The organism is Streptantibioticus ferralitis (assembly GCF_029223525.1).
Classification (GTDB): Bacteria; Actinomycetota; Actinomycetes; order Streptomycetales; family Streptomycetaceae; genus Streptantibioticus_A; species Streptantibioticus_A ferralitis.
The window spans coordinates 133,745-159,327 of the sequence record NZ_JARHTQ010000016.1; the positions used below are offsets into that span (position 1 = coordinate 133,745).

General features: G+C 64.7%; 20 protein-coding genes and 3 pseudogenes. 7 read left to right on the top strand and 16 right to left on the bottom strand.

Annotation, left to right across the window (positions count from 1 at the left end; all coding sequences use genetic code 11):
- Positions 1-122 precede the first annotated feature (122 nt).
- Complete coding sequence (locus tag P2L57_RS23500) at positions 123-872, bottom strand: alpha/beta fold hydrolase (protein WP_275817727.1); 750 nt, start codon at positions 870-872, stop codon at positions 123-125.
- A 382-nt stretch (positions 873-1,254) separates the two neighbouring features.
- Positions 1,255-1,426: pseudogene (locus P2L57_RS41150) on the bottom strand (transposase); the annotation flags it as partial.
- A 92-nt stretch (positions 1,427-1,518) separates the two neighbouring features.
- Between P2L57_RS41150 and P2L57_RS23510 the strand changes: the two are divergent.
- Positions 1,519-1,965, top strand: a pseudogene (locus P2L57_RS23510) (tyrosine-type recombinase/integrase); the annotation flags it as partial.
- A gap of 456 nt (positions 1,966-2,421) precedes the next feature.
- Here P2L57_RS23510 and P2L57_RS23515 read toward each other — a convergent pair.
- The 6 genes from P2L57_RS23515 to P2L57_RS23540 form a co-directional block, all read right to left on the bottom strand.
- Positions 2,422-2,886, bottom strand: a complete 465-nt coding sequence (locus P2L57_RS23515) for a hypothetical protein (RefSeq protein WP_275817729.1) — start codon at positions 2,884-2,886, stop codon at positions 2,422-2,424.
- Between the two features lie 64 nt (positions 2,887-2,950).
- Complete coding sequence (locus P2L57_RS23520; protein ID WP_275817731.1) at positions 2,951-3,217, bottom strand: hypothetical protein; 267 nt, start codon at positions 3,215-3,217, stop codon at positions 2,951-2,953.
- 465 nt (positions 3,218-3,682) lie between these two features.
- The gene (locus P2L57_RS23525) at positions 3,683-4,783 is read right to left on the bottom strand and encodes a DEAD/DEAH box helicase (protein WP_275817733.1); all 1,101 of its coding nucleotides are present in this window, start codon (positions 4,781-4,783) and stop codon (positions 3,683-3,685) included.
- The gene (gene drmB / locus P2L57_RS23530) at positions 4,780-6,681 is read right to left on the bottom strand and encodes a DrmB family protein (RefSeq protein ID WP_275817735.1); all 1,902 of its coding nucleotides are present in this window, start codon (positions 6,679-6,681) and stop codon (positions 4,780-4,782) included. The genes P2L57_RS23525 and drmB overlap by 4 nt, the downstream gene beginning before the upstream one ends.
- Positions 6,678-9,767: a helicase-related protein gene (locus tag P2L57_RS23535; protein WP_372515877.1), complete on the bottom strand. Its 3,090-nt coding sequence runs from the start codon at positions 9,765-9,767 to the stop codon at positions 6,678-6,680. The genes drmB and P2L57_RS23535 overlap by 4 nt, the downstream gene beginning before the upstream one ends.
- 65 nt (positions 9,768-9,832) lie before the next feature.
- Positions 9,833-11,449, bottom strand: a complete 1,617-nt coding sequence (locus tag P2L57_RS23540; RefSeq protein ID WP_275817739.1) for a nuclease-related domain-containing DEAD/DEAH box helicase — start codon at positions 11,447-11,449, stop codon at positions 9,833-9,835.
- 701 nt (positions 11,450-12,150) lie between these two features.
- Here P2L57_RS23540 and P2L57_RS40825 point away from each other — a divergent pair.
- From P2L57_RS40825 to P2L57_RS23560, 4 genes and pseudogenes are all read left to right on the top strand, one after another.
- Positions 12,151-12,819, top strand: a pseudogene (locus P2L57_RS40825) (sigma-70 family RNA polymerase sigma factor); the annotation flags it as partial.
- Between the two features lie 249 nt (positions 12,820-13,068).
- Positions 13,069-15,168, top strand: coding sequence for a helix-turn-helix domain-containing protein (locus tag P2L57_RS40830; protein ID WP_275817815.1), 2,100 nt, complete (start codon positions 13,069-13,071; stop codon positions 15,166-15,168).
- Positions 15,165-16,157 carry a hypothetical protein gene (locus P2L57_RS23555; protein ID WP_275817741.1) on the top strand — a complete coding sequence of 331 codons (993 nt, stop codon included), beginning with the start codon at positions 15,165-15,167 and terminating at the stop codon, positions 16,155-16,157. Before P2L57_RS40830 ends, P2L57_RS23555 begins: the two co-directional genes overlap by 4 nt.
- Complete coding sequence (locus P2L57_RS23560; RefSeq protein WP_275817743.1) at positions 16,154-17,041, top strand: DUF6339 family protein; 888 nt, start codon at positions 16,154-16,156, stop codon at positions 17,039-17,041. The genes P2L57_RS23555 and P2L57_RS23560 overlap by 4 nt, the downstream gene beginning before the upstream one ends.
- On the opposite strand, the gene P2L57_RS23565 is transcribed toward P2L57_RS23560, so the two are convergent.
- The 8 genes from P2L57_RS23565 to P2L57_RS23600 all read right to left on the bottom strand — a co-directional run bounded on the left by P2L57_RS23565 (position 17,010) and on the right by P2L57_RS23600 (position 23,513).
- Complete coding sequence (locus P2L57_RS23565; RefSeq protein ID WP_275817745.1) at positions 17,010-18,332, bottom strand: DNA cytosine methyltransferase; 1,323 nt, start codon at positions 18,330-18,332, stop codon at positions 17,010-17,012. The two genes, P2L57_RS23560 and P2L57_RS23565, sit on opposite strands and share 32 nt — an antisense overlap.
- Positions 18,329-19,336, bottom strand: coding sequence for a DNA cytosine methyltransferase (locus P2L57_RS23570; RefSeq protein WP_275817747.1), 1,008 nt, complete (start codon positions 19,334-19,336; stop codon positions 18,329-18,331). Before P2L57_RS23570 ends, P2L57_RS23565 begins: the two co-directional genes overlap by 4 nt.
- Positions 19,333-19,788 (bottom strand): very short patch repair endonuclease, encoded by a 456-nt coding sequence (locus P2L57_RS23575; RefSeq protein WP_275817749.1) that lies wholly within the window; start codon positions 19,786-19,788, stop codon positions 19,333-19,335. The genes P2L57_RS23570 and P2L57_RS23575 overlap by 4 nt, the downstream gene beginning before the upstream one ends.
- Before the next feature lie 426 nt (positions 19,789-20,214).
- On the bottom strand, positions 20,215-20,949 hold the full coding sequence (locus P2L57_RS23580; protein WP_275817751.1) for a hypothetical protein: 735 nt from the start codon (positions 20,947-20,949) through the stop codon (positions 20,215-20,217).
- 26 nt (positions 20,950-20,975) lie between these two features.
- Positions 20,976-21,665, bottom strand: a complete 690-nt coding sequence (locus tag P2L57_RS23585; protein WP_275817753.1) for a pentapeptide repeat-containing protein — start codon at positions 21,663-21,665, stop codon at positions 20,976-20,978.
- A gap of 78 nt (positions 21,666-21,743) precedes the next feature.
- On the bottom strand, positions 21,744-21,935 hold the full coding sequence (gene amcA, locus P2L57_RS23590; protein ID WP_275817755.1) for a multiple cyclophane-containing RiPP AmcA: 192 nt from the start codon (positions 21,933-21,935) through the stop codon (positions 21,744-21,746).
- Complete coding sequence (gene amcB / locus P2L57_RS23595) at positions 21,932-23,086, bottom strand: cyclophane-forming radical SAM peptide maturase AmcB (RefSeq protein ID WP_275817757.1); 1,155 nt, start codon at positions 23,084-23,086, stop codon at positions 21,932-21,934. The genes amcA and amcB overlap by 4 nt, the downstream gene beginning before the upstream one ends.
- Before the next feature lie 202 nt (positions 23,087-23,288).
- The gene (locus tag P2L57_RS23600) at positions 23,289-23,513 is read right to left on the bottom strand and encodes a hypothetical protein (RefSeq protein WP_275817759.1); all 225 of its coding nucleotides are present in this window, start codon (positions 23,511-23,513) and stop codon (positions 23,289-23,291) included.
- Between the two features lie 252 nt (positions 23,514-23,765).
- On the opposite strand from P2L57_RS23600, the gene P2L57_RS23605 reads away from it, so the two are divergent.
- A complete protein-coding gene (locus P2L57_RS23605) occupies positions 23,766-25,031 on the top strand; it encodes an NsdA family TPR-like regulatory protein (RefSeq protein WP_275817761.1) in 1,266 nt (421 codons plus the stop codon).
- Positions 25,028-25,540: an NUDIX domain-containing protein gene (locus P2L57_RS23610; RefSeq protein WP_275817764.1), complete on the top strand. Its 513-nt coding sequence runs from the start codon at positions 25,028-25,030 to the stop codon at positions 25,538-25,540. The genes P2L57_RS23605 and P2L57_RS23610 overlap by 4 nt, the downstream gene beginning before the upstream one ends.
- The last annotated feature ends 43 nt before the right edge of the window (positions 25,541-25,583 follow it).

Sequence of the window (25,583 nt, forward strand, 5' to 3'; positions counted from 1 at the left end):
AGCCGCCAGGCGCCGACGGGGACGAAGGCATGCCGGGTGCGGGGAACGGCGCGCGCCACCGCAAGTAGTCATCTACATGGGAGGTTCGCGCCGTTGGATTGACATCTCCTGCTGAGCAACGGTCAGGAACCCACTTGCCTGACCATGTCCTCGATCGCATTGATGACTACATCCGGCCGGTCGATGGGGATGTCGTGTGAGCTGTTCTGTGCCACGACGAGGCGGCGGTTGGGTGCGGCGCTGACGAACTCCTGCTGGGCCTGCTTCCACAGCTGTGCGTCGGCGGGAGAGGTCGTGAAAGGGGTTTGGGAGGAGACGATCGCGATGGCAGGAACGCTCTGAGGCCAGCTGAGTTTGTGGTAGGCGTTGTGCACGGGGCCGTAGTTGTCGGCCTCGGCGAGGAGTTGGCGCGTCGCCCTGGTCTGCGGCTGTTTCTTCAGCGCCGCGATCTGCTGCTGGTTCGCCGCTACGAGCTTGGCCGTCTCGCTGTCGGTGTAGAACTCGGGCAGGCTTGCGTCCACCAGGACTGACCCGGAGATCCAGTGCGGGTGTTCGTTGACGAAGTATGTGGCGATCTCTCCGGCGAGCGAGTGGGAGACCAGAACCACGTTCTTCGTGACTCCCAGTTGGGTCAGCCCGGCCGCGAGGTCGGACGCGGCGTTCTGTGCCTTCCAGGGCCCTGGAACGTCGCTGCTCCTGCCTTCCCCTGAGCGGTCGTAGGTGATGACCTCGGACCCGGTCTGCTGTGCGATGCCGGGCGCGACCTTCTTCCAGTACGAGGCGTCGAGTCCTCCTCCGGCGTCGAGGACGATGGCCGGCAGGTGGCCGGGGGTGACGTAGAACGCCAGCTTGTGTCCGTCGTTGGTGATCACGTGGAGGGATGGCTGAGCGCTGGTTGCTGTGGGCGAGGTTGAGGCTGCGGTAGTCGGGGACGTTGTTGCGGCGGGGTGTGCGGCTGCCCGGGCGGGGCCGTCGCAGGCGGCGAGCCCGCAGGCCGCGAGCGTGATGCCTGCCAGGGCGGCGGCGGTGTGGCGCAGACGCCGGAGGCGCGTGGGGGGATTGGACACGGGATTCCTTCCATGAAGGGCAAGGAGGGCAGGGGCCGTTCGGGCCGCTGGTTGGTGACCTCGGTCCGCCGAAGGCTTTCTTGTGAGTCTTAGCCTTCATCCGGCACGCGGTCGCCCGCGACGGTGCATGCCCCCGGGGATTGGGGGGTGCTAGCCCTACCGCAGGGCCTGGGGCAATCGCCCGGGATGAACCGACCCACAAACCGAGCGTGTCCTTGCAACTGTCCATGTCCACCCCGACGGCCAGGTAGACCGGCCTGGAGACCACCGATCCGGAGCGGATCTTGATCCACAAAGCGTCGATGTAAATGATCGGCCACCGCGTCCAGCGGCCGGTTCTGCCGGGTCGCAAGCACGTCCGCATCGCCGAGAGCGTTCTGGCCGCGTATGTAGAGGAGCGCACGGTCGAACCCGTTCGCAGCATGCGCTCGCGTTACGTGAGGGCCGCCTGATGGCCCGTCCGAAGAAGAGGGCGCCGCGCCGCAGCTTCGGCGCGATCCGCAAGCTGCCCTCCGGCAGGTACCAAGCCCGCTATCCCGGCACGGACGGCGCGCTGCGCGCGGCCCCGGATACGTACGAGACGAAGCGCGAGGCCGAGGTCTTCCTCGCGCAGATCCAAGCCGACCAGACGCGGGGCGACTGGATCGATCCGGCCGCAGGCGAGGTGCTGTTCAGCGAGTACGCCACACGCTGGATCGACGAGCGAGGCGTCGCGCCGACTACGGACGAGCTCTACCGCAGGCTGCTTCGCCTGCACTTGGAACCGACGTTTGGCTCGCTGTACGTGAATGCCATCAGTCCGTCTCGGGTGAGGACTTGCCGTGCCGAGCGCCTAACGGCCACGGGGGCGACCACGGTCGCCAAGTCCTACCGGCTGCTGAAAGCCATCTTGGAGACCTGCTGGCGGCGTACGTCGGCGGTCCACCCGCTTCTCCCACGTCAACGCGACGCCGAAGGACTGGCCAGGCGCGAGATGTGAATGAACGCGAGCGCCGCACCGGCTCCCGACCGTGCCCCGCTCACGAACGATGCCAGCGGGGCACGGCGCTTGCTGCCCATTGGCCGCCCAGGAGTGCATGGGCGGCCTCGGCGCGGTCGTTTGGCACGCGTGGCGCGCGGTCAGGATTCGATGCGGAAGCTGAACTCGACGTCGGCGTAGAGCGTGGCTTCGCCCATGTGACTGCCGATGTAGGCATTCATGGTTCGCACGTCGGTCTTCTGCAGGTCGCCAGGTTGGAGAAAGACGTTAAAGGCCAAAGGGGCAGTCACCAAGCAATATGCCCGATGACTTCCCCTCAAGTCAGCACCAGCTCAGCACGCCCCGGCGGGACGAGTCAGCACCTTTGGTCCCGCTTCAGGGGGACTGATCACCCCTGGGACTCACGAAGTGCGCCATGATTTGGGTGCGTCCGTCGCTGTTGCTCTGGACCGTCCAGGCGGCTGCCTGCCCAATCGCGCGGGCATTGAGCGCTACGACCTCACCGCCGTCGAACTTGAACATGAACGTCTGCCCGATGGTGTTCTCGAGGCGCACACTCGCAGCAGCACCAATACCGGCAACTGCTTGGCTACCATCGATGAGCACCCTATCCAAGAACAGTGCTGTTCCGACCCACCCATCTGTATAGGTGGTGGCTGCCTGTTGAACCACCAGGCGGGCGTGATAGGAAACCTCCCACCAGCCGGGATAGGGGATCGTGAGTGTCGGGACCTCAGTGACGGGTGCATAGCTGCTCGTAGGGCGGTGAAGGAAGTCGACCTGGGTGGTCTGGACCCATAACTGCCCTCCCAGCTGGGAGGGTAAGGGGCTTGTCGTCATGGCGGTCACACTAGTAGGAATGCAGGGCATTTGGATATCACCTGATTAGGTGGTTTAGGTGGTTTTAGTGTGGGCATTGCCAGGGGCTTTCCGAGACTTCCCAGGGGCCACCTAGGCCACGCGGAGCCGAGCCAGAGCTTCTGACAGGTTCGCGATCCTGCAACTCCACGTTCATGCCGAACGAGAAGTTTTCGTGTTCACGCTCCAGCATGAAGAAGAGATTTTCGCTGTTAGGGTCTGGCTTCCAGAGCCGGTCGGCGCTGGAGGGGTAGGTGGTGGCGCCGTCGGCGAGAGTGCCGTCGACGCTGGCTCCGTTCATGCGCAGACGCATGGGGCCGAAGACGCCACCGAGGTGGGATTTGGCTCTGAGCCTGTGGGCTCGCCCGCTAGTCGTGTGGCTCAGAGCACTAAAAATGAGTCTCAAGATGTGAGACGCCAAGGCCTCGCGGGCTCGCCGTGGGGCTTGTGTCGTCCAATTCGGGGTGGTAATCGGGCGCTTATGGCACGCGAATGGCACGCGGCCTTAAACTGGTCTAGACAACAAACAAGGCCCAGGTCTCTTACCTGGGCCTTCGTCGTGGAGCGGGTGACGGGAATCGAACCCGCGCTCTGAGCTTGGGAATCAGGGGGCGGGGCGGGTGCCTTGGAGCTCTGACCTGCGGCGATGGGAGGGGAGGGGCCTAGGCGGCGGGTTTTGGGCGACCGGTGTTGACCGCGGTTCACCTTCGGTACTGGCACGCATCTGGCACGCCGCTGTCATACGGTGGCGTGTCACCTGGAATGCTGCGCTGCAAGGTCAGCCGGCATGTCGCACCAGCAAGGACTCTGGGATGCTCGACAGGATGGCGGGCTCTTGGGGGCCGCGGTGAGCAAAGTGGAGATCCTCGCGGGCTCGAGTACACAGCACATAGAAGCGAAGACGCGCGTCCACACTGGTCGGGTCCTCTGTGTACGCATCCAGGTCCGGCACGAAGACGGTGTCGAACTCCAAGCCCTTCATACTGGCTGCGCTCACGATCCGGATAGGCCGCGTTGAGAAGTCAACGGCGTCTCGGTATCGATCACCGTGTACATAGGCCTGGGTGTGCTGCGCAAGCCCGAGGCGCGTGAGTTCGCTCTGGATGTCCCGCATCAAACGGGTCGACCTGCAGATGATTCCGATGCTTCGCCCCGGATGCGCGTTGAAATACTGGGAAACTCCAGTGAGTAGATACCCCAGGGAGGGAACTTTCAAGACAGTGGGTGTACAACCCAAACGTGTCGGCAAGGGAATCTCACTCCCGGCCGTCTCGCGGAACTCTGACGCCAGCATCGCGATCTCCCGACTGTTCCGGCGGTTCTCGTGCAGCACGAGTGGGTCGCCCCGTATGCCAAGGGCCTGGCATATCTCGGACACGGTGCTCTGATCGTCGTCGATCTGCTGGTTCTCGTCTGCGCACACGGTGACGTCGACGCCAAGGATTCGGCACAATTGATAGAAGGCGACAGGCAGTGTTTGGCCCTCGTCGATCACCAGGTGCATGGTCGCCCCGACCCTCTGCAGGACGCAGTCCCGCTGCATCTCGCTCCAGTCGTAGATCCAACCGTCCTCGTCGATCCATGGCGGATCGGTCCGGAAGTGCCGGCGCCAGAAATCCTTGATCCACAGGTGATAGGTGGTGACGTTGAGAGCTTCCGTGAGGTCCGGTGCCATTTGCGCGAGATACTGATGCAGCAGATTGGAGTACGTGAGGAGAACGACTTGGCGACCGGCGGTCGCCAGTGCCCAGGCGCGATAGACGGCCATCACGGTCTTTCCGGCGCCAGGTTCTCCGGTGATGACGTGGCTTCCGTGGAACGGAAGACTGATAACGGCCTGCTGCTCGATATCGAGGTCGAGGAGGGAAGGGATCTTCATGGTAGATCGACGGCTCCGGCCGATTCCTCGAGCGCAGCCTGAACTACTCCTCGAAAGAATCCTGGGACCTCGCCGTCGCCGATCAACAGTGTTCTGTCCAGAAGAGAGTTGTCGATCTCGCAGCACGTCTCGGGAAGGAGTGTGCAGGCATGGCAGGCAGCACGGTTGAGGTTGGCCAGAGACCTACCCGTCGAGTCGGCGCACAGAGGATCCTGTGAGCACCACTGCGCCGATTCGAGTAGCCGGATCAAGGTCTCGGCGAGGTTCGGTGGTTGCCCCTGGCGGACGAGGCCGCCCAACGTTCCCTCCGCATCCCCGGCGGCGGTGTAGATGAACACGCCCGCTTGGGGCGGAAGTCCGCTGCCCGGTGCGTGACTTCGGGCGTAGACACGCTCCCGAAGCGAGGCTGCGTTGTACCCACTGTCATATGAGAGTTGGCGGATGAAGTGATGGGCCAAGGTATGCAGCATAACGAATCGAGGGAGGAGCTCCGGACCGGATTTTCCTCTGAGGCGGTCGGCCTTGAAAGAGGCGTCCAGATCGCGCTCGATGCGACGTGTCCAGTCGCGTACCGACGGCAGCCTCTCCCAAGCGCTCACACGTTCCTCGTTGACGGCGATGAAGATTCCTTCGCCGTAGGTCTCCACGGCGGGCAGCCATCGGGTCGGGGCCTGCGTGTTGACCGATACGACACGCCCGCCCTCGCCCTCTTCGTCGTCGCCGGAGCTGGGCTCGTAGCGCGAGAATCCTTCGAGCGCGCGTACCTCGCGTACCCGGTCCGCGACAACGACTGCGGAGACGCTCACAGCCAGCTCCTGCATGGATTCAGGATCGCTGAGGCAGACCCCGAGGTGGGTACGGCGCACGGAGAATGTCTTTGAATCGGCGACTGATTCAGGGGCGAAAAATGCCGCCCATTCAGCGATACTGAGATCGTCGTCCGAATCAGCCGCAGACGGCATCGACGCCACTTCGTCGGCGTGGCGGCGTCGCAGAGTTTCCACGAATTCCTCCGGAACCTCGCACTGGTTGGCGATCACGGTTCTGAGGGCATCGGACATCGGGCCATCGTGCGCACTGTTGAAGTCCAGCCACATACAGTGATTGACAACCTTCTGGGTCAATTCGTCTTCCTCGGACAGACCCGTAGGTGCGGGGATGTCGATCGCCGAGTGTGTGATCGGGAAGTACACGTTGGAGGCGCCGCGCTGTACGGCTCGCGGTGTTTCCTCACAGGAGACCGCCTCGTCGGTATCGGATTGCCACGGGTGGGTTCCGGGGCACCCTCGGCCCATCTGCTTCAGGATGCTTTCCTGGCTGATTCCTGCCAGATTGCGTCCGGCCCGGCAGACAGCACAGACGATACGGAGGGCTTCCAGCCCGGAGGATTCGGGAGTGGCGATGAATCGAAGCCGACGAACCTGGCATTGGCGCTGATCATGCCTGTCACTCTTGGAGTGAGCCCATCGATGCCAGTCGATGTCGGCCATATGGCCCGCCCTGCACACCTGGATGAAGCGCATCGGGGCCAGCTGCGGCTTTCCTGGGCAACGCCCGCAGATCGGTTGCCTGTCCCGTACCTCGTGATCCGTGCGCCAAAGCCGCATTTCCCTGCACTGAGGACAGAACAGCCACTTAGGGAAACGTACGTATGAGGGCCCGTTACGGGCCGCGTAGGCGGCCTTTCCGGAGGGGATGACGGGGGCCGAGCGGAACTCCGCAACCCGCAATTTCTTCGCGAGCCGCGGTGATTCCACCCGCTCGGCGCTCACCGCCCAGCTCCGGATATCGGCGGCTACGAACGATTCGCCTCGGATGTCGATGATCCCGCCGACGCCGAAGGGCACGATGGTCTGTGCTCTGCGGACTTTGCGACGAATATCCTTCACTGCACTCACGTTCCCTTTACGTAGACGAGGCACTCACGGTCGACGTTGCGCATCGACTGAGCCGTCTCCCACAAGCCGTCTTGCTTGCCGAAGTCGGTGAGGAGCGATGCGTGCGACCGCCCCTGGGGCCGGTAGTAGAGACGGCTGCCGTCGCCCCGCGCGATCTCGGCCTCCTGCCGCCAGGCTTCGATCAGCGAGTCCAGCTGTTCGGCGGCGGCATCGGCCTCGCCTGGATCGGCCCGGCGCACATGATCGACCACGAGGTCACGGATCCGGGAGACTTCGGCCGTGTGATCAAGAACGTCCCCAGCCTTGTTCTCCGCGCTCAGGCCGATTCCGTGTCGTACCAGGATGGCGAGCACGGCGTGTAGGGCTCGGTTGCGAGAGGGCATGGACCACGGTGTGACGCTGGTGGGTTCGACGTGCCGGTAGAGCGAGCGGTGGTAGACACCGAACGATTCGTAGTGGGACCGGTCGCGTGGTTTGGTCGAGCGGAAGAGTGTGACGATCAGTCCCGGCACATGGCGACGGCCTACGCGGCTGGTGGCCTGGATGTATTCCGATGTCGTCTTGGGTTGCCCGTTCATGACCATGAGACCGAGCCGTGGAACGTCGACACCCACCGAGAGCATGTTGGTGGTGGCGAGGAAGGAGACACTGCCGCGTTCCTTGAAACTCTTGCCCAGGCGCTCGAGGAGTCGTGGCTGAGCGGCGCGTGGAACATTGCTGGTGAGCTCGACCACCGAGTCGTCGTTGAGCTTGCGTCGCCGAGTGCCGTCCTTCGTCAGATGCTCGAGACGCGCAGGGATGTCGTCTCGCGCGATCGTGACGGTTCGACCGAGTTCCCGCAGACTGTTGTGATAGGCGACCACAGTCCAGTACGCGTCGCGAAGAGCATCGTCGTCACAGATCTCCTTCGGGGCCTGCAAGGCGGCGGCGCCCACGTGAACGGTCGAGGTCGAGGCCGTGTGCCCCTGTGCCATGACACCCACGTACAGACGCCCGGGCTTGTTCTCGTCCGGTGACGCGAAATAGGAGTGGCCAGCCTTGATCCCCGCCGGAGGGAAGAGCTGTGCCGGGCGGCCGTAAAGGCTGCGGATCTGGTCCTGCGAGCGTCGGATAGTTGCTGTTGACGCGATGACCTTCGGTACGGTTCCGCGCCAGGCGCATAGTTCGAGAATGGCCGATTCGTACAGGCCGACTGTTGTTCCCAATGGGCCAGCCAGCAGGTGCAACTCGTCCTGAATCACCAGTGAGGGTGCGCGCATGCCGTTTCTGCCGAAGAGGCTGCCGGCCTCCGGCTCCCACGCCAGTCGTGCGAACTTGTCCACGGTGCCGAGCACGAAGGTCGGGGGTTCCTTGTAGATCTGTTCGTCCACGACGGACACCGGAAGCCACTCGTGGAAGACACAGGAGTCGCGCGGACAGAAGAACGAGGTGGCGACTCCATCTGCCCGGATGCCGAAGTCCCGGTCCTGCCCCTGCCGTTCCGGGACGATCTCGGTTCCGCACCAGGGACAGCGTTCCAGCAGGAAGCGATCATCGGGTGCGTTCATCTGCTTCAGGTCACCGAGCTTGTCCTGCGCGGAAGAGATCTTGTTCGGTGTCGTCTCGTTGCCCACCCAGAGTCCGATGGAGATGGGCTCCTGCCCCAGATCGTGGGGCAGCGGGCCGTCGAGTCCCTTCCTGATGTACTCCAGGGCACAGATGGCAGTCGCCGTGCGCTGGAACTGCTGTGTGGTGAGAAGACTCAGCGTGTATCGGCTCAGAACGGCCGTGCCGCCCCCGGCAGCGCCGAACCGCAGCCGTCGCCAGAGGATCTCGAAGCACGCAGTGAGGAGGTATGCCTCCGTCTTGCCTCCACCTGTGGGAAACCAGATGAGGTCGACCGTCTTACGGTCTTCGTGCTCAGGGTTCATAAGGCCCTGGACCACGAGCAGGAAGTAGGCAAGTTGGAACGGGTGCCACGCATAGTCGCGATCGGGCTCGGACAGTTCAAGTACTTCGCCGTTCCTGCGGCGACGGCTGCCCGCCAGTTCCGGGCGGCTGTGGAGCATCTGGAGCGCCATGGCCCGGTTGGCAAGGCGAAAAGCCTCGCGTGCTTGGGCTCCTGCGGAGGTTGCTGCGGTGAGGGCCTCCACCCCCGACGTCATGCGGTCGAGTGCGGTCCCGATGCGGTGGAGGATGCGTGCGGATGGTGCTGCGGCCCATTGCTGCAGGCCCTTCGCCTCCGATTGCTGGGACTCGAACCATCGGTGATAGCCCAGGACGAAGGCGTGCAGTTCGGCCCGGAGGTCCTCCACTGCGATATCGGTGTCGGACAGGTGCGCGAGGTTGAGTACCGGTAGGTCCGTGGGGCCGTCGGGTTTGATGTGCTCGACCACCTGCTGAGGCATCACCTGCGCTCGCACGGTGGTGACCTGGGCGGGGTCGTCGTCCCACTCGACGGCACATCCGTGTCCCACGGCCCTGGTCACGATATGCCGGTACTGGACGCGAAGTTCCTGCTCTTCCTCGTCGCGGCTGTTGAGACGGGTGCTCGGATACTCGAGGATCGATCCTTCGAGTGTCGTCGCCTGCAGTTCGGCCTGGAAGAGCATCAGGTCGCGGTCCTTGTAGGTGCTCTCCTCCTCGTCATGCGCGTTGGCCAACACGCAGGTGACGAGATGTCCGACGCCGAAAGGGCGCCACCGGACATGGAGACGACCGTGACCGTCCAGAACGCCGATAGGGGACGTCCGTCCCGCGGCGACGGTCTCCGTTGTGGAAAGCCGCGGTTGCCTTCGCCAGCTGCGACGCCCGCCCTCACGGGATGTTACGTAGCGGGAAGCGCCACAAATCACCTTGATTTCTTGCGCGTTGGTGAAGAAGGAGAATCCGAGAGATGAGGGCAGCCAGGCGTTGGCCTCGGCTACCGGATCGTCGGCGAAGCTGTCCTCCTCTCCGTTTCCGGACTGGGTCTCGTTGAAGTCCTGCTCGCCGTCGTCTTGGGAGTGCTCCAGCAAGGAAGCGCCGCGCGGATACAACGTGCCCATCATGTAGCGCCGGTCAGGCGGGTCGACGAGGATCTCGTCGTCGGCGACGGCCGGGCCCACTAGCTGGTCGCGGAGGTACGCCACAAAGTCGGCTCGGTGATCGGAGAGCCGTGATGCCCAGTCGTTCACTTGAGACGCCCCTCTCGCATCAGGGCGGCTGCTCCCAAGTCTTTCAATATCTGGCGGGTGCCGGGCTGGCAGGCCACCCAGAGCTGGGCACGGGCCCTGGTCCAGGCGACGTAGAGCGCGTCGAGGCGACCCTCGAGGTGTTCAGGTGCGAGGTCGATCAGACAGACGACATGGTTCTCGTGGCCCTTGAAGTCGGGGAGGGACGACCAGGTGAGACGGTGCTTCGTGCGGTCAGTTCCGACCACATCGGCGAATCGCTCGATTTTTGAGGCTCGCTGTGACAGACGGGCCGAGCTTGATTCCCAGTTGCCGGAGGAGGACAGCACCGTGATGTCCCGCGGTGAGACACCCTCCTGCACGAGTTCGTTCACGTAGGCGTCGAGAGTGGAGGCCTCCTCTACAGCATCGTGCACGTCGACGAAGCGGACCGGCTCACCCTCACCCGCGGAGGCGATACCCAGGTCGGCGCCCGTGTAGAGGCGGACCTGCTTGACGATCTGCACGGTGTTGCGGCAGTTGCGCTTCATGGGCCCGTATACGGAGCCGAGTGAGTCCAGGTACTCCCAGGCGTCGGGATCGTAGGCGTTTAGATCCAGTACCTGGTTGTTCTGGTCCAGCATGAAGATCCATCGGCCCTCAGCGAGGCCACCCGAGACGAGATGCTCCAGGGTATCGAGACTCTCGAGGGTCATCAGATCCTGCGCCTCGTCCACGATCAGTTGGTCGAACACGCGCCCCTGAACCTCGTCGAGGCGGTTGAACGGCAGGACAGTGATCGCTTGGTCGGCGAGGATGTGGCCCAGATGGGTCGCCAGTGTGGTGCTCGCACAGGTGAAGAGAACGCTGCCATGGGCGGACTTGCGACGGGCCGCTTCGGCGGCGAGAAACGTCTTGCCGGTGCCAGCGCCACCGGTCCAGATGAGGCGTGGGTTGGACTCCGATTCGTCAAGTCTGTCGAACTGTTCTTGGGTGAGGCGTTCGAAGGCGACGTCGAGATGGGTCAGTCGGGACTGCAGATTGGGTACGAGGTCGAAATCCGGGCGGATGGCCTCGAGCATCTTCTTGCGGAGGGAGGCGGGGACGGGGGTGCGGGCCCACCTGTTCTGCGTCAGCCAGAAGCGAGTGGCCCGATCGATGCCCTGTGCCAAACCGCGTCCGCCGTCGTACGCGGTGGTACCGAGGTACTGTTGCGGCTCGAACTCGGTCGTGCGTCGGACGTCGACGTCCGTGGTGATCACGAGGTATCCGCTGGGGACACCGTGGTCTCTCAAGTCACCGATCAGGGCGCTGATCTCCCGATCGAACTCGTGCATACCCCCGCTGGCCTGTGCAAAAGGGCTCTCCTTCGGGCCCTCCTCGCGACCGGGCGGACCGTAGTACCACTTCCCGTCGCGTTGGTGGACCCGACCGCCCTTGACCTCGATGAAGAGCAGGATGTCGGGCATGATGACGACGAAGTCGATCTCGCCGACACGCTTCTTGTGGTGCTGGGGGAGATGAACCGTGTGCAGCGCGACGCTCTGGTCATCGGGGATCGCCTTGAGCGCCGCGAACACACTGCGCTCGGCCTGGCTCCTGGTGCTGCTCGAGATCTCGCTCGGAATGATGCGCATCAACTCTCCCCATGGTCACGCCAACACGGCTTCAAAATACCGAGTGTTGGACCCTCGGGGCGCGGGCTCTGGCGAGAAGGATGGGCGCGACGGCCGGATGAGTGATGGACTACGAGGAAACAGAGACAGAGCGCGGGAGCGTGATGACCACGGAGCGGGGCGCTGTACCCAGCACGCGGATGGATGACGCTGGTCGGGACCTGCTCGTCGGCCTCATACGTCGATTCACGGCCGAAGGACTTGAACGCCGTGCGGCTCTGCGGCAGGTGATGAGGGCTGCGCGCCTCGACGAGCAGGAGACCCATGCCTTGTATGAGGCCGTGGTCTCGGCGGAGGTGGAAGACGAACCCGTCGAAGAGGAGCCTGACTTCAGGCAGAGCATGACCTCAGACGACGAGGCTGGTCTCGACGGTGGTTTCGATGACTTGGATCCCCCCGAGGAGGAAGAGGAAGTCCCGGACCTCGAGTCCCTTCGAGGGACGGTGCGTATCACCGACATGGAAGCGGCTCGTCGAACGGCTCGGGAGCTGCTCGAGGTCGATCGCAGGCGGGTGAACCGGCACCGTCGGCTGCTGAGCGCCGAGGAGGAAGTGGGGCTCTGCCTCTTGTTCCGAGGAGCGAGAAAGTCGTCGGAGGCGTTGCCCGATGGCTACCTGGCGGGGCTTCCGCGAGAGAGCGAGGCGTACAGGGCCTTATCCGCCATGGTTGTCCATAATCAGCGACTCGTTCACAAGATCCTGCATGGTATGGGGCGTCGGGCGGGTAGTCCCATGTATGAGGATCTTGCGCAGCATGGCATGATCGGGCTCATCCGCGCTGTGGAGAAGTTTGATGTTTCCATGGGGTGCAAATTTTCCACCTATGCCACCTGGTGGATTCGGCAGCGCATCACTCGGGCTGTAATAAACGAAGAGGCAGCCATTCGGCTCCCAGTACATATCTGGACCGACGTGGAGAAGGTGCGGAAGAAGGAGCGGGTCTTTCTCGATCAAGGCAGAAGCCCCAATGTGGATGACTTTGCCTTGGCGTGTGAGATCAGTCCCGCAAGGGTGGTGGAGTGTCTGCGGTTGGCCCATCGGGCGGTTCTCTCGCTTGAGCAACCCGTAGGCGAGACCGTGACTCTGGGAGAACTGGTCGTTGATGAGTTTCGGCCGGTGCCGAGCCCGGAGCAGGCACTCTGGTTCGAATTCGAGCGTCAGGAGCTGTTCCAACTCTTCGATGCGTGCGTGTTCACTGAGAGAACTCGGAAAGTTCTTCTGTTGCGATACGGGTTTATCGACGGTGTGCCCTGGACGCTGGACGAAATCGGTAGGCAATTCGGAGTCACGCGCGAACGCATTCGGCAGATCGAGAAGCGTGCACTGAAGGACCTTAGGATCCAAATGGGACTGGATCCCGACGATCCTGACCTGGAACGCCGCCGTCTGAGGGCCGCTCGGAAGATCGTTCAGGAGGCCGCTGAAGGGACCGAACCTCCGGGGAGGCGGGAGGACACGGGGGCCGGCGAGTCGACGCCGAATGACAGCGTCGGCACGCCGGAGGAAGAGAGCAATTCCGAGGGGAGAGAGGGAACGGTGGCCTCGGAGGGAACGGAGTTCGGTCGGTGGTTGGCCGAGCGGATGCAAGGAACTGGAACAGATACAAGCGAATTGGCACACCAGTTGGGAGTGACGAGAGCGCTTGTCGAGGCCTGGCTCGACAAACGCTCCGTGCCTCGCCCGGACCTTTTGGTCAGGGTGCAGGAAGTCCTCGGAGTCGAGAGCGAAACCGGGCGGTGCTCCTCGGTGAGTCCGAAGCGACAGGATGAACCCGCGGAGACGCCAGTCGCGTGGTATCACCGCCCCGGACACGACGATGGGGGACGGGAGTTCGGCAACGCGGCGGCCTTCGCCTTCGAGGCCGATTTGGAGGTCCTGGCCCGCGAGGCGACTCAGAACAGCCTGGACGAGCGTGACAGGAGCAACGACCGCCCGGTCAGAGTTCGTTACACCCTGCATGAACTGACCGGTGACACTCTGGCCCGGTTCCTCACGGCGATCCGCTGGCATGACCTCCACCCGCACTATGAGGCGGCCGCCGCCCAAGACCAGAAGGTCGGACGCGTCATCAGCGCTGGTCTGCGGGAGATGTTCGAGCGGGATCGCCTGGTCCTTCTCCGCATCGACGACTACAACGCCAACGGACTGACCGGTGACGACTACGAGGACGGCCGATTCGCTGCCGTGGTGCGGCGCCAACTCGAAAGCCGCAAGTCGGATGTGGCGGCCGGCGGTTCATACGGTCTCGGAAAGGCCACGCTCTGGGCGACCAGCCGTCTGGGGCTCGTCCTCATGAACTCCACGCTCAGCGAGCCGCACGAGGGACACACCCAGCGGCGGCTGATCGGACGACTCGATTTGCCCTGGCGGGAGGTGGACCGCAGGAGATTCGCCGGTCCCGCTTGGCTGGGTCGGCCGGATGTCGAGGCGGACAACGCAGAGGTCGTCCGTTCCTGGTGGGCTGACGAAGAGACGGTCGAGAGCCTGCATCTCACCCGCGATGGCGACGACCCGGGAACATCCTTCTTGATCGTCGGAGCACATGACGTGGCCAGCCTCGCCGCGGCCGGGCAGGACCAAGAAGGCGACGTGGGTGATGACGAGGACAGCCTGGAGCGCATGCACCAGAGGTTGGTTCGCGCGCTCGGGCGTAATTTTTGGGCTTCGATGACAGCGGGAGGCGACCGTGGGCCACTGCTGGAGGCATCGGTGCGGACCCTGCGCAATGGAGTGGAGCACCTTGAGGAGGAGAGAGTCGAGCCACAGGTCCATCAACCCGCGCGTTCTCGTGCTCTTCAAGCCTTCCTGAGCGGTACAACGGTGGACCGTCTCACCGAGGCAGGCCAAGTAGCGCTCACCACAGTGCCATTGAAGGTTCCCGCCAGGGATGGTCTTACCGATACGGCCGGCGAGCACCGGGCGGTGCTCCTCGTCACCGAAGCCACGGACGCCGATGGCAGGATCAACCAGGTGACCGCGATGCGCGGCAATCGAATGACGGTCAAGACCAGCTGGGTGCCAGGCCTTCCTTTGGGAACCAACCCATTCCAAGCAGTTCTGCTCGCGGGCCTGGCGGCGGGAGACGACGCGCCATTCGCGGCCGAAGCCGAGGAGTTTCTACGTTCCTCCGAGCCGCCGGAGCACAACAAATGGGGTCAGACCGATGAGTTGAGGATGCGCTACTCGCCCCCGGCCCATCGGCGAATTGCAGTGTTGACGTCGGAGACCAACAAGGCTGTGCACGAACTTGTGGCGATCCCCAAAGAGAAGAGGCCAAGTGGCACGAGCAAGGTGAGCAAGCGGCTCAAGATCTCTGGCAAGCCTACCGGCAAGGTCAGGGGAACGGTGGCGCCTCCAAAACTGGACGATTTGGAGGCAGTGATCGGCCCCTCCGGGGCGTGGCAGATCACCGCTGAGGTTAAGGTGCCGCCCGGAGGAGAGCTCTGGCGTATGAGCCCCGTCGCCAAGTTGGAGGTTCGCTCCGGTCCTCGTCCAGTGGTCAAGTGGGCTGAGCTCGTCGCTGTCAGCAACTGTGAACTGTTCGACGGCATACTGTATTTCACTTCGGGAGGCCGCCGTGCAGTCTTTCGAGGCGTCACCGATGTGTCCACACATCCGGTGCGGGCCGCACTGACCGGTCTTGTCGTCGAACTCCAGGAGATCAAGGGAGGCGTCGCGTGAGGGTCTACCCGTACCCCCGACTCACCGGCGCGGTGACTGTGCGAGTCACGGCCGTGCGGCTGCGCGGCCCCGGCGACACCCGTGAGCAGCTGGATAGCAGGGGGTACTCAGTTATCGAGCAGGTCGTGGCACTCGGTAGGGCCGAGCGCGACGACTGGCAGACTGCACGGCTAGCCCTGACGGCGACCATACCGGCTCGTGAGATCGAGACGAAGGGCCACTGGAGCGACGTCATGGCTGTCGCCGTTCTGGCGGAGGGGGCCACCAACACACGCACTGTTGCCCGGTTGGAACCCGATGCGGCGGGCGGTAGGGATTGGACCGGGGAGATCGAGCTCGACCGGGACAACTACGTGGACCGTGCGTCCCTCGCTGTACACGTGGTGGCCACAGTCGGGGGGATAGCGGGTCGGATCATCGCCTCCACCGACCAGGAATGGCTGATCGACGTGACGGCCGACGCCCCGCTCAGAGATCGCCAACTCGAGGTCAGCACAGTCAGTTTCGCCCGTGGCGCCGAGTGGTTGCGGAGTTTCCGGGACGCACCCTGGATCGTGGATACCGCGGGGCGGATGCCCACCGTGCGCCTGAACTCGGACTTCGAGGGTCTCGTAGCCCTCGTGGAAAGCCAGGGCTCCAAGGTGGAGAGCGTGGTGGGCGAGATGGTGCTGGCCCAGATGTGCGCCGATGTCTGGACCGCGGTCTTCCACACTGCTATCGGCGACCTGGAAATCGAGGACGACGGGACTCCGCTCTTCCCGTCCGACTGGCGAGGTGCAGTGCTCCGAGAGATGCTCCCGGACATCGTTCCTGGGCGGTCGGTGGAGGACGCTCTCCGAGAGGTGCACATCCGCCGGGCCGGCCAGGGAAGTTGGGCGGATCTACAACCACGTATCCAGTACGCAGCCGCACGTCGTGCTGAGGTTCCCAAAGCGTTGGCCGCTGCTGTCCGCGACATCGAACGACTTGACCAGGAGACTCACGCGTGACTTCCCGCCCCGAGCACCTGCCGGAGCGGCTTGCTCTGCTCTCCGATGTGCAAGCCGCCGAGTACATCTCCACAGGACTGCTCGAGGGACGCGACGACGTCCCTTCCATCGCGCTGAACAAGGTGGCCGAGCCGCTGCCGGGTGACGACGCGAGGCTGCAGCTGCACCGAGTCCGGGATCTGATCGACCACGTACTGGACAGATTCCGGGACGAGCGCCCCACGGCCGCGGACGCGTGGCTGGCACCGCGACTGCACGAGACCCTTCGACTGACCCGTCGGGAAGCGGCTGAGAAGCGGCTTTGGACGTATCTGGCCCTTGGCGTGGCGCCTGACTATGTCGTATGGCGGCACCTGTCTGAACCGAGGGCGGACGGTTCGCACGGGCGCGTGGCCCGCGACAGGTTCGTCGGCCCGCACTACAAGCAGACGTTCGCCCGACTCTGGTGGGCGGCGGAACTCTTCCGCGACGGCCCGGACTACCGACCAGTCGTAGTGGCTTGTGCCAACCAGGACATGCTCAATTCTGCTCTTCGACTGGATGTCATTGACCATCGCCCTACCGCTCTGGCTCTCGTCAGGCTGATGGAGCGAGGGGTTGTACGTACCGGCCGAGAAGTAAACGGCCTCACGCCCGCGGTCAACGCTGCTGCGGCGACCCTGATGTACGACGTCCTCGCTCCGGACGTCGAACGTGACGGGCAGGCGCTGCGCGATTGGATCGAGGGTGCCGAATCATCTCTTCCAACGCCCAGGAACAACCTGCCCGAAGGCCCGGAGGAGGAGCGGGCTCCGGAGGAGGCGGTTGAGAGACTGGTGGGTCACTTCGAGGAACTGTTTGCGGACGCGCAAGTCAGGGGGCGGACTCCCGTCGAGAGCGAGTGACCTTGTGTGACTCCGGAGGACACTGACTCTGATCACCGCACCCGAGGCGACGCAGCTCATCCGTGGTGGCCCCGGACACGCTCGGCCAAGTGCTCGCGGCTGCCAACTCCTCGTCCGAGGGGGCGTTCCCACGCAATGCCATGCCGAGTACATGCATGCCCACTCGTGGGGGTACGGCATTGCCGACCTGCTGGGCCTGGTCCTTTCCGGACCACGGGAAGTTGTGCGGGAAAGTTTGGAGAACTCCGGATTCCGGAATAGTGAAACGGTCGGATTGGTCGGCTTCGTATTCCGTGATGCTCTTGTAGACCTTGTTCCTGGAGATCTTCCCGGTGACCGTGAAGGCGGGCTCGGAGGACTTGCGCCGGCCTCGGTTCTTCGGGTCGCCTCCGGAGCCGTAGTTCGACACGACGAAGAACTTCATCTTGCCTCCCGTCCGGAGCCGGGACACATCCACGGGGGAGTCCTTCTCTTTGCTCGCCGCGTCGAGGGCCTCTGCCATGGAGATCCAGTGCGGCTTGGCCCCGGGAATCGTGGAATCGGTCGGCAGCATATCCGCCTGAGCAACGTTGCGTTTCCCCCGATGGAGATCGAAGGGCAGATGAGTTGCCTCAAGCGGTTCGATGGCCCCATGCTCCGGGAGTCGAGCGACGAGTACGGCCCGTGTGCGCGTCTGCGGCACCCCGAACTGCTCGGTCTTCAACTCCCAACATTCCGCTTCGTACTTGATACCCTCAAGCCGCCCTTCGCCGCCGCGTAGAAGTTTCGCGTAGACCTCCCAGAGGGGCAGTACCGCAGGTACCTGCTCCAGAACGATCACCTTGTACGGGTCGCGGTCCTTTGTTTCGATCGCTTTGATGAGCCAGCGAAGGGGCTCCAGGACCAAGGCGGTGCGTGAGTCGCCGAGGGCGCGCAGATCCTCGTCGATCTTGGCTTCGTCCTCCTTGTCCCCGTTCACAAGGCGGTGGATGAACTCCTTGACCGTGTCCAGCGCTCGCCGTCCGGCGCCGTTACCTGCGACGGAGAAGGACTGACAGGGCGGCCCCCCGGCGAGCACGTCGACCGATTTCGGAATCTCGTCGAAGCGGGTCTTGCGCATGACGCTCACATCGGCATGAATCGTCGGCAGCCCTGCCGCGTAGCGCGTCTCGCACGCGTTCCGGTCCCACTCGATCCCGATGCTCTTGAAGCCCAGGAAGTGCGCTGCCACGTCGAGTCCACCCGGACCTGCGAAGAGGTCCAAGATGCGGACATCATCGAGATGGTGAGCTTGTGTTCCCGGGCTGTTCATGGAGTGGAAGTGTAGCCGGCGACGGGGGCGGCGGGCGCCCCCAGTGCAGCTCGGATTGCCAGCCCAAGTGCCCTGCCCACTGGCGGCGGTGAGGCGTGCCCGATCTGACGATATCGGGCTGTCTTCTTCCCGGCGAATCTCCAATCGGATGGGAAGCCTTGCAGAAGCGCGGCCTGGCCCGTCGTGATCCTGACCATCCCGTGGCGTCCTGTCTCAGGAGCCCAGACGAAGTCCGGGCCGGGAACGTCATCGGCCACAGTGCCGCCATCAACTCCCATACGGGCCCAGGCTTTCTTCGTCCCCGTCGGACCCAGATCCGCGCCTCCCCGTCTGTCCGACCCACCCACCAGGGTCGGAGCCACGCTGAGAGCCTGGGCAGCCCACCGGTCGGCGTCCTGCCAACCGCCCATGGCCATGGACCGGCGTAGAGCGCGACCGACGGACCGATGCTCGCGCACTGTCGGCTCCGGTGGACGGAACGCGTCGAAGTACTGCTTCTTGAGGGCGACGAGCACGCCTTGCTTCCGCTCCTGCGGCACCCCGAAGTCGGCTGCGTTCAGGACGAACCACCGGAATCGATAGCCGAGATGATCGAGCTCGTCGCGTATCAAATCGCGTATCGGCTCGTAGTCGGGCGCGCTCACCAGCTCCGGTACGTTCTCGATGAGCAGGGCCTGGGGCTGGACTGCGTGCGCCAGATAGACGGTTGCCTCGAGCAAACGCAGCTCGGCCTTGGTCTCGGCTCGTGCTACGGTCGCGCTGGACTTCACGCGGGGCAGCCCGGCTGACAGCAGGTCGACGTCGTAGATCTCCTGGTGCCGCGAAGGGGCGAATTCCAGCAGATCCGTCTCCAGGACCTGCCACGCCGGTCGGTTCATGCGCAGGGTGTCGCAGGCCACCGGCTTCTCGTCCAGGAGCAGTACGGGTTCGAAGCCGGCATGTTCCAGCCCCATGGCCAATCCACCTGCCCCCGCGCACACGTCGACGAATCGTAGTTCGCTCATCGGCCCCCGCCTTTCGTGGATCGTTTCCGCCTGCTTGCCTTCTCCCGCTCGACCGCCTCGGCCACCTGACGCGCGACTGCGTCCGGTGACTCGTGTTCCCAGAAGCGCAGGACCGTCCAGCCCTCGGCCAGCAGCTGTGCGTTTGTCTCCTGGTCCCGCGCGATGTTGCGATCGAGCTTCTGTCGCCACCATTCCGCGTTCGCCCTGGGACTGGTGGCGTGCTCCGGGCAGCCGTGCCAGAAGCAGCCGTCGATGAGGATGGCCAACCTGGCGCGCGTGAATGCGATGTCGATCTTCCGTCTGCGCATGCCCGGCACCGGATAGTGGATCCGGTAGCGGTATCCAGAAGCATGGAGAAGCTGCCGCACCGCCCGTTCGGCACTGGTGTCCCGGTTGGTCTGCCGGCTCATCCGGGCTGAGACTTCGGGACTGGACGGGTGTGCTGCGCGCATGGGCCCAGTGTCCTACTTCCCGACGTCCTTTCGGTCCACGATCGCGGAGTCACACCGAGTGGAGTCCCGGGGGAGTGGGACGGTTCGGACTGTTGCGCAGCCAGTACGGATCCGACCTCACCCCGCTGGAGCTGGCCAAGGAAGCTGGCAGCCTGCTGGGTTATTCCACACTGATACCTGTGTCGCTGTTCCCCCTGCGAATGGCACGAAGTGACACGGGCCCTGGCACGAGGTCGCGATGGGCCCCGATCATGACGACTGGTGGAGCCGGATGGCTTCCTCACGTTCGGTGAGGGGAAGGGCGCTAGCGTCGCCGTCCCAGGACAGGTTCGAGCTGCCACCTAGCGGCGCTCAGTAGCCGGACCAGCAAGCGCCTTCTGCCGTCGCGCAGGTGCAGCAGCGCCTGGAAAGGCGTCGCGTGGCGGCTCAGCCGTCGGTGGCGCGGGGCCAGTGCCCGAGCCAGAAGGCCGCCTTTGACGTTATTGACTGACCTTCGGTTGATCCGTCGTGGGGTATCAGCTCGGTGGGGGCGATGTATCCCTCGCCAGGGGCCAGGTGCACGCGTAAGCATCGGAGCGGGCGGCCTTCGGCGACATAGCGTCGTACGTCGTCGGTGTGCGGGTAATGGTGCTCGTGGTCTTGGCGGATCGCTTGGCTGATGTCTCGCGTGTCGCGGTCGCCGAGCAGTAGGTAGCGGCTGCCGGGGCCGAGGTTGAGGCAGAGGCGACGGCGGGATTGGTGTCTGGTACCGCAGGGCAGGCGGTCCCAGTTGTCGATGTGGAGGCCGATGCGCCGTTGGCTCGCTGGATTGACCGTGGTGGTCAGTGTCGCTGGCGGGCTCGCGACGTAGCCCAGGTACTGAATGTCACTGCGACCTGGGAAGTGACCAAGGCGCAGTGCAGAGGCGGGGATGCCAGCAACTTCGTCTCGGGCGGGCAGCTCGTCGGTTGGGAGCTGGACCAACTCGACCAAGCTGCCGTCCGGTGTCGATGCGGTCGGTTTCAGCCGCTCCGCCAGGCCGGGGTCGAGTGGCCGCCAGTCGCCGACGGGGATGACTGCCCTGTCTTCGTACTGGGATTCGTGGGTGGCTATGCGTGTGCTGCCGACCTCGCAGCGTTCGTGGAGGTCCAGGTACTCCCGGAAGGCGATGTGCAGGTTCACGACGGTTCCTCCCCCTCGGGTCTGTCTTACAGGCGGCCGTCCAGGTCTTCGCCGTAGGTGACATCCAGCTCGGCGGTGAGCGCCTCGGCGAGCTGCGCCTGCTGGCCCCGGTTGATGATGACCTTTCGCAGTTCCGCAACGCCCCGCACCGCGGAGAGGTCGTTGCCGCGCAGGTCGCAGTCCTGGTACTTGCCGCGTGTGAACTCCGTGTGCCGCAGGGTGCAGTCGTCGAAGACGGCGCGGCTCAAGTCACAGTTGGTGAAGGTGACTTCGGACAGGACGCACTTGGAGAAGACGAGGGGGCCGGTGGCCCGGATGTCGTTGAAGGTGGCGTAGTCCAGCTTGCAGTTGTCGAACAGGACGTTTTCCGCGGTGATGCCGCTCAGGGCGGCGCCCATGAGCTTGCAGTTGCGGAAGACCACTCGCGACAGCTTGCTGTCGGTCCACTGGATCGGGCCGAAGTCGCTGCTGTCGAATTCGACGGAGTCGACCCGCACGTCGTGAAGGCGGGTGCGCTGGGCGCGTAGGCCCGTCACCCGGCCGGAGAGGAGCTGGGCGTTGGACAGGTCCAGTTCGCGTAGGTCGGCGTCCGCGTAGTGGAAGTCCTGGACGGTGCCCCTGCCGCCTTCGAGTGAGGTGACGTTGGACAGGTAGACACCTGGTTCACCGAGACCGGGGAGGATGACGTCGATCTGGCCGAAGGCGCGGGTTTCCATGGGTCTCCGTTTCTTCGTGTGGAGGGGGTTGGGGGAGGCGCGTTCGCAGCGCGGACGCGCCCCGACGGGCACCTGGGCTTACTTCTTCTTGTTCCAGTTGTCCCAGGTGGGCTGGTTGTTCCACGGATTGGCGGGGGCCTTGGTCCAGTTGTCCCAGGTCGGCTGGTTGCCCCAGTCGGCACGGACCGGCTGGACCTGTGACGCCTGGGTGGCTATGAGGTCGGCGATGACGGGTGCGTCTGTGGATGCGAGTTGTTCCAGCGGCGTCATGCGGCGTGTTCCTTCCTCGCGGTGTCGGACAGGGCCATGACCAGGGCTTGTTTGGAGACGCGGCAGTAGTTCGTCTCGGTCGTGGCCAGGCTGCCGTTTTCGAAGTAGCGATTGCCCGCCTGCGCTCCTCGACAGAAGTCGAAGAACGCGCAGGTGGCGTCGCACTCGTCCAGGCCGGTCAGGAACTCCCGCACGTACCGGAGCCGGTGCGCCCGGTCCAGCATGGCGGGGATGGACTCCTCCAGCACGTTTCCGGCCCGGAAGTCCTCGTACGTCGGGGCGGTGGTGTCGGCCAGTTCGGGGGAGAGCAGCACGACGTCCCCGCTCACGGAGATGGTCGGGATGGGGTCGATACGGCGTTCTTCCCAACGGGCATGTTGGCCACTGCGGACCAGGTGCAGGTAGTCGCCCAGGCGGTCCAGCTCCCGTACCGTCGGGCCAGCGGGGTGGCGGCTCCAGGCGATGGTGCGCCGCCAGAATTCGATGGCCTGCTCGCGGGTGGGCGGCTGTCGCTTGGTGTTGACGCCCTCGGCTTCCTCGATGTTCAGGCCGATGGATTCGCAGCCCAGGTCGGTGAGGAAGTCGAGGAGCAGTTCGGGTTGATCGATGCTGTCTTGGCTGACGACCGCAAGGGCTGAGAAGGGAATGTCCCGGCTGCGCAGCCGGTCGATGCCCTTCATGATTCGATCGAAGGCAGGTCGGCCGCGGCGATCGATGCGCTGCGAGTTCAGTACCTCCGGCCCGTCGATGCTCACTCCGACCCGGAAGTCGTGCTCAAGCAGCAGGTCGCACCATTCGTCGGTGACGAGCGTGGCGTTGGTCTGCATGTAGTGGCGCAGCAGCCCTGCCTCTAGCAGCGGCTGGAAGGGGGCAAGCAGGCCAGTGAAGCGGCGCACCCCGAGCGCCATGGGCTCGCCTGCGTGCCAGACGACGGCCAGGGGCTGGCTGCCGTCCTCCTCGACCAGCTGGGCGGCCGAGCGCGCCACCGCGCGAGCGACCTCGACGGGCATGTGGCTCCGCCGGTCCCGGTCGCGGAGGTAGCAGTAGGTGCAGTCGAGATTGCAGAACTTGGTGGGCTGGACGACAAACGTCGTGGGCCGGGTTGCGATGCGTGCCGCGTATCGAGCAGACCAGTCGCGCTGGTTCAACATCTCAGCGACTCCTTGTCGTCTATGGACGGGGTGCCGGGCCGATGTTCTTGGTCGAGCACCCTCGCCGCCGGAGCATGCTCAGGACTCATCGCGAGCGAGTCCGTGGACGGCGACGAGGGAACTCGGAGCGGTCCGTTTCTGGAGGGGCGGACCACTCGCTTGTGGCGCCGGACGACGGGCGTGGGGAGGAGCGGCTTGAGCACTACTCCACGGGGTGATCGGGGTCTACGGCCGTGAGAGGCGCATTCGGTGTCGTGGCGAGCTGCGGCTGTTCCACTGCGCTGGCGCCGAGCAGGCCGAGAGCGACGATGCTGCCGAGGACCCACACGGCGCCGAGGAATATCCCGAGGTGATCCGTTTTGGGTTGGGCTGGCTGGACCGTCGTCGGGTTGCCTGTGCGGTTGGTCGGGTATCGCGATCCATTCATCGGAATCTCCTTCGGCTCAAGGGCGGCACCGCCCCGGGTGGGAGAGGACGGTGCCGCCGACCTTGGCTCGGCCACCCGGAGCCCCCGTGCAGGTGGGGAACCCCTGCATTCCGTGGCCTGCGGGCTCCGAGCAGCTGATGGCAGTCAACGGCCCCCGGGAGTGCGAAGGAGACCCCAGAAGGTGACCCCAAGATGGAGTCACCCTGTGAGCGGGCGGCGTAGCATCGAGTAACGCCACCGGGGGAGCCGTTGATGGACCGCCAGTCGCAGGACCCGCGCCAGGTCACGGCCGGGCTGCTCAACGACGAGCGGTTCCTCGCGGCTTGCCAGCAGCGGGACATGGGAGCCCTCTTCCGGCTGCTGAATCACCGGGGAGTCAGTACACGCCGTATCGCCGCTGCCGTAGAGATCAGCCAAGGGCGCCTCTACGACTACATGAACGGCCGAACGCGGGTGGAGAAGCTCGTGCTGTTCGAGCAGATCGCCGATGCCGTCCACATCCCCGGTCACCTGCTAGGACTCGCTCGCCGTTCGTGGGAGCCACAGACCTCTGAGCAGCATGGCGGGCAGGGCACTCAGCCCCGCGTTGATGGCGATGATCTGGCGGCCATGGACGCGTTCCGCAGCGCCGACCGGCAAACCGGAGGAAGCCGGTTGTACGGAGCGGTGGTTCGCCATCTCGGCGAGAAGGTTGCGCCCCGTCTCGTTGACACGACCAGCGGACCCCAGATCTTCGCGACCGCGGCGGTCCTGACGGAGATGGCGGGCTGGATGGCGCACGACTCAGGCCGTGACGACCTGGGAGCCCAGCACTTCGCTCGCGCCTTACCGCTGGCGCGCACCTCGGGTGACTTACCCCTGGCCGCCAACATCGCGGCCAGCAGGAGCCACCTCGCGCTCCACACCGGTGACCCCGCATCCGCCGCGCACTGGGCACACACGGGTCTGTCCCTCGCAAGCAAGGGACCTCGCATCGCCTCGCTCACCGCCCGACTCCATGCAATGCAAGCGCGAGCCTTGGCGGGCGGCGGGCAGCAATCAGCCGCCCGTCGGGCGCTGGATGCGGCACACAACGCTCTCGAAACTCCCTCAGACGCCGACCATCGCTGGCTCAGCCCGTTCGACGCCGCCTCTCTGGCCAGCGAGTCGGCCCTTGTCATGCGGGATCTCCAGCAGTACGAGGCCGCCCTCCACCATGCCGAGCGCGCCATCGCACTGCGCGAGGACGGTCGGGCGCGCTCGTTGGCCTTCAGCAGGATCACCCTTGTCGGCGTCCACGCACAGCGCGGTGATCTCGAAGCCGCCGTCCGTGTGGGACGCGAACTCCTTACTACGAGCCCAACTCTTGGATCGGTGCGGGTCGTTCACCAACTGGATGACCTTCGCAGGCTGTTGGAGCCGTATCGTGCGCATGCGCCCGTGCGGGATTACCTGGCGCACTTCGACGACGCCATAAGGTCCAGAATGCTGCTGCTCGCCGACATCATCACGTCGTCCCGGGGAGGCACGCCGATATGAGGCCCACACCCGCTGATCCGGTCGCCTGGAACGCCTACCTCGCCGAAGGCAACGCGACGCAGGCGCGCAAGCGCGTCTCCGCCGATGTCCTGCTGCGTGACCAGTCCGGCCGCGTACTACTCGTCAAGCCGACCTACAAGCCCGGTTGGGACCTGCCGGGTGGGATGGCCGAGGCCAACGAACCGCCGCACGAAGCTGCAACACGCGAGCTGAACGAGGAGCTCGGCCTCGCGGTGACCCTCCACGACGTACTGATCGTCGACTGGGTCGCCCCTCACGGCCCCTGGGATGACCAGATCGCCTTCATCTTCGATGGCGGCACCCTTAGCGAGAAGCAGGTTGCCGACGTACAGCCGCACGACGAGGAGCTTTCTGACGTGGCGTTCCTCTCCCCGGACCGGGCTGGGGACCTTCTACGGTCACGGCTCCGCGAGCGTTTCCAAGTCGCATTGCAGGCTCTTGCCGAGGGACGCTCGAAGTACCTGCACGATGCAAGGCCACTTTGGTAGGTCCGTCTGTTTACTGATTCGGTGGAGCCGAGTGCCCCACTGC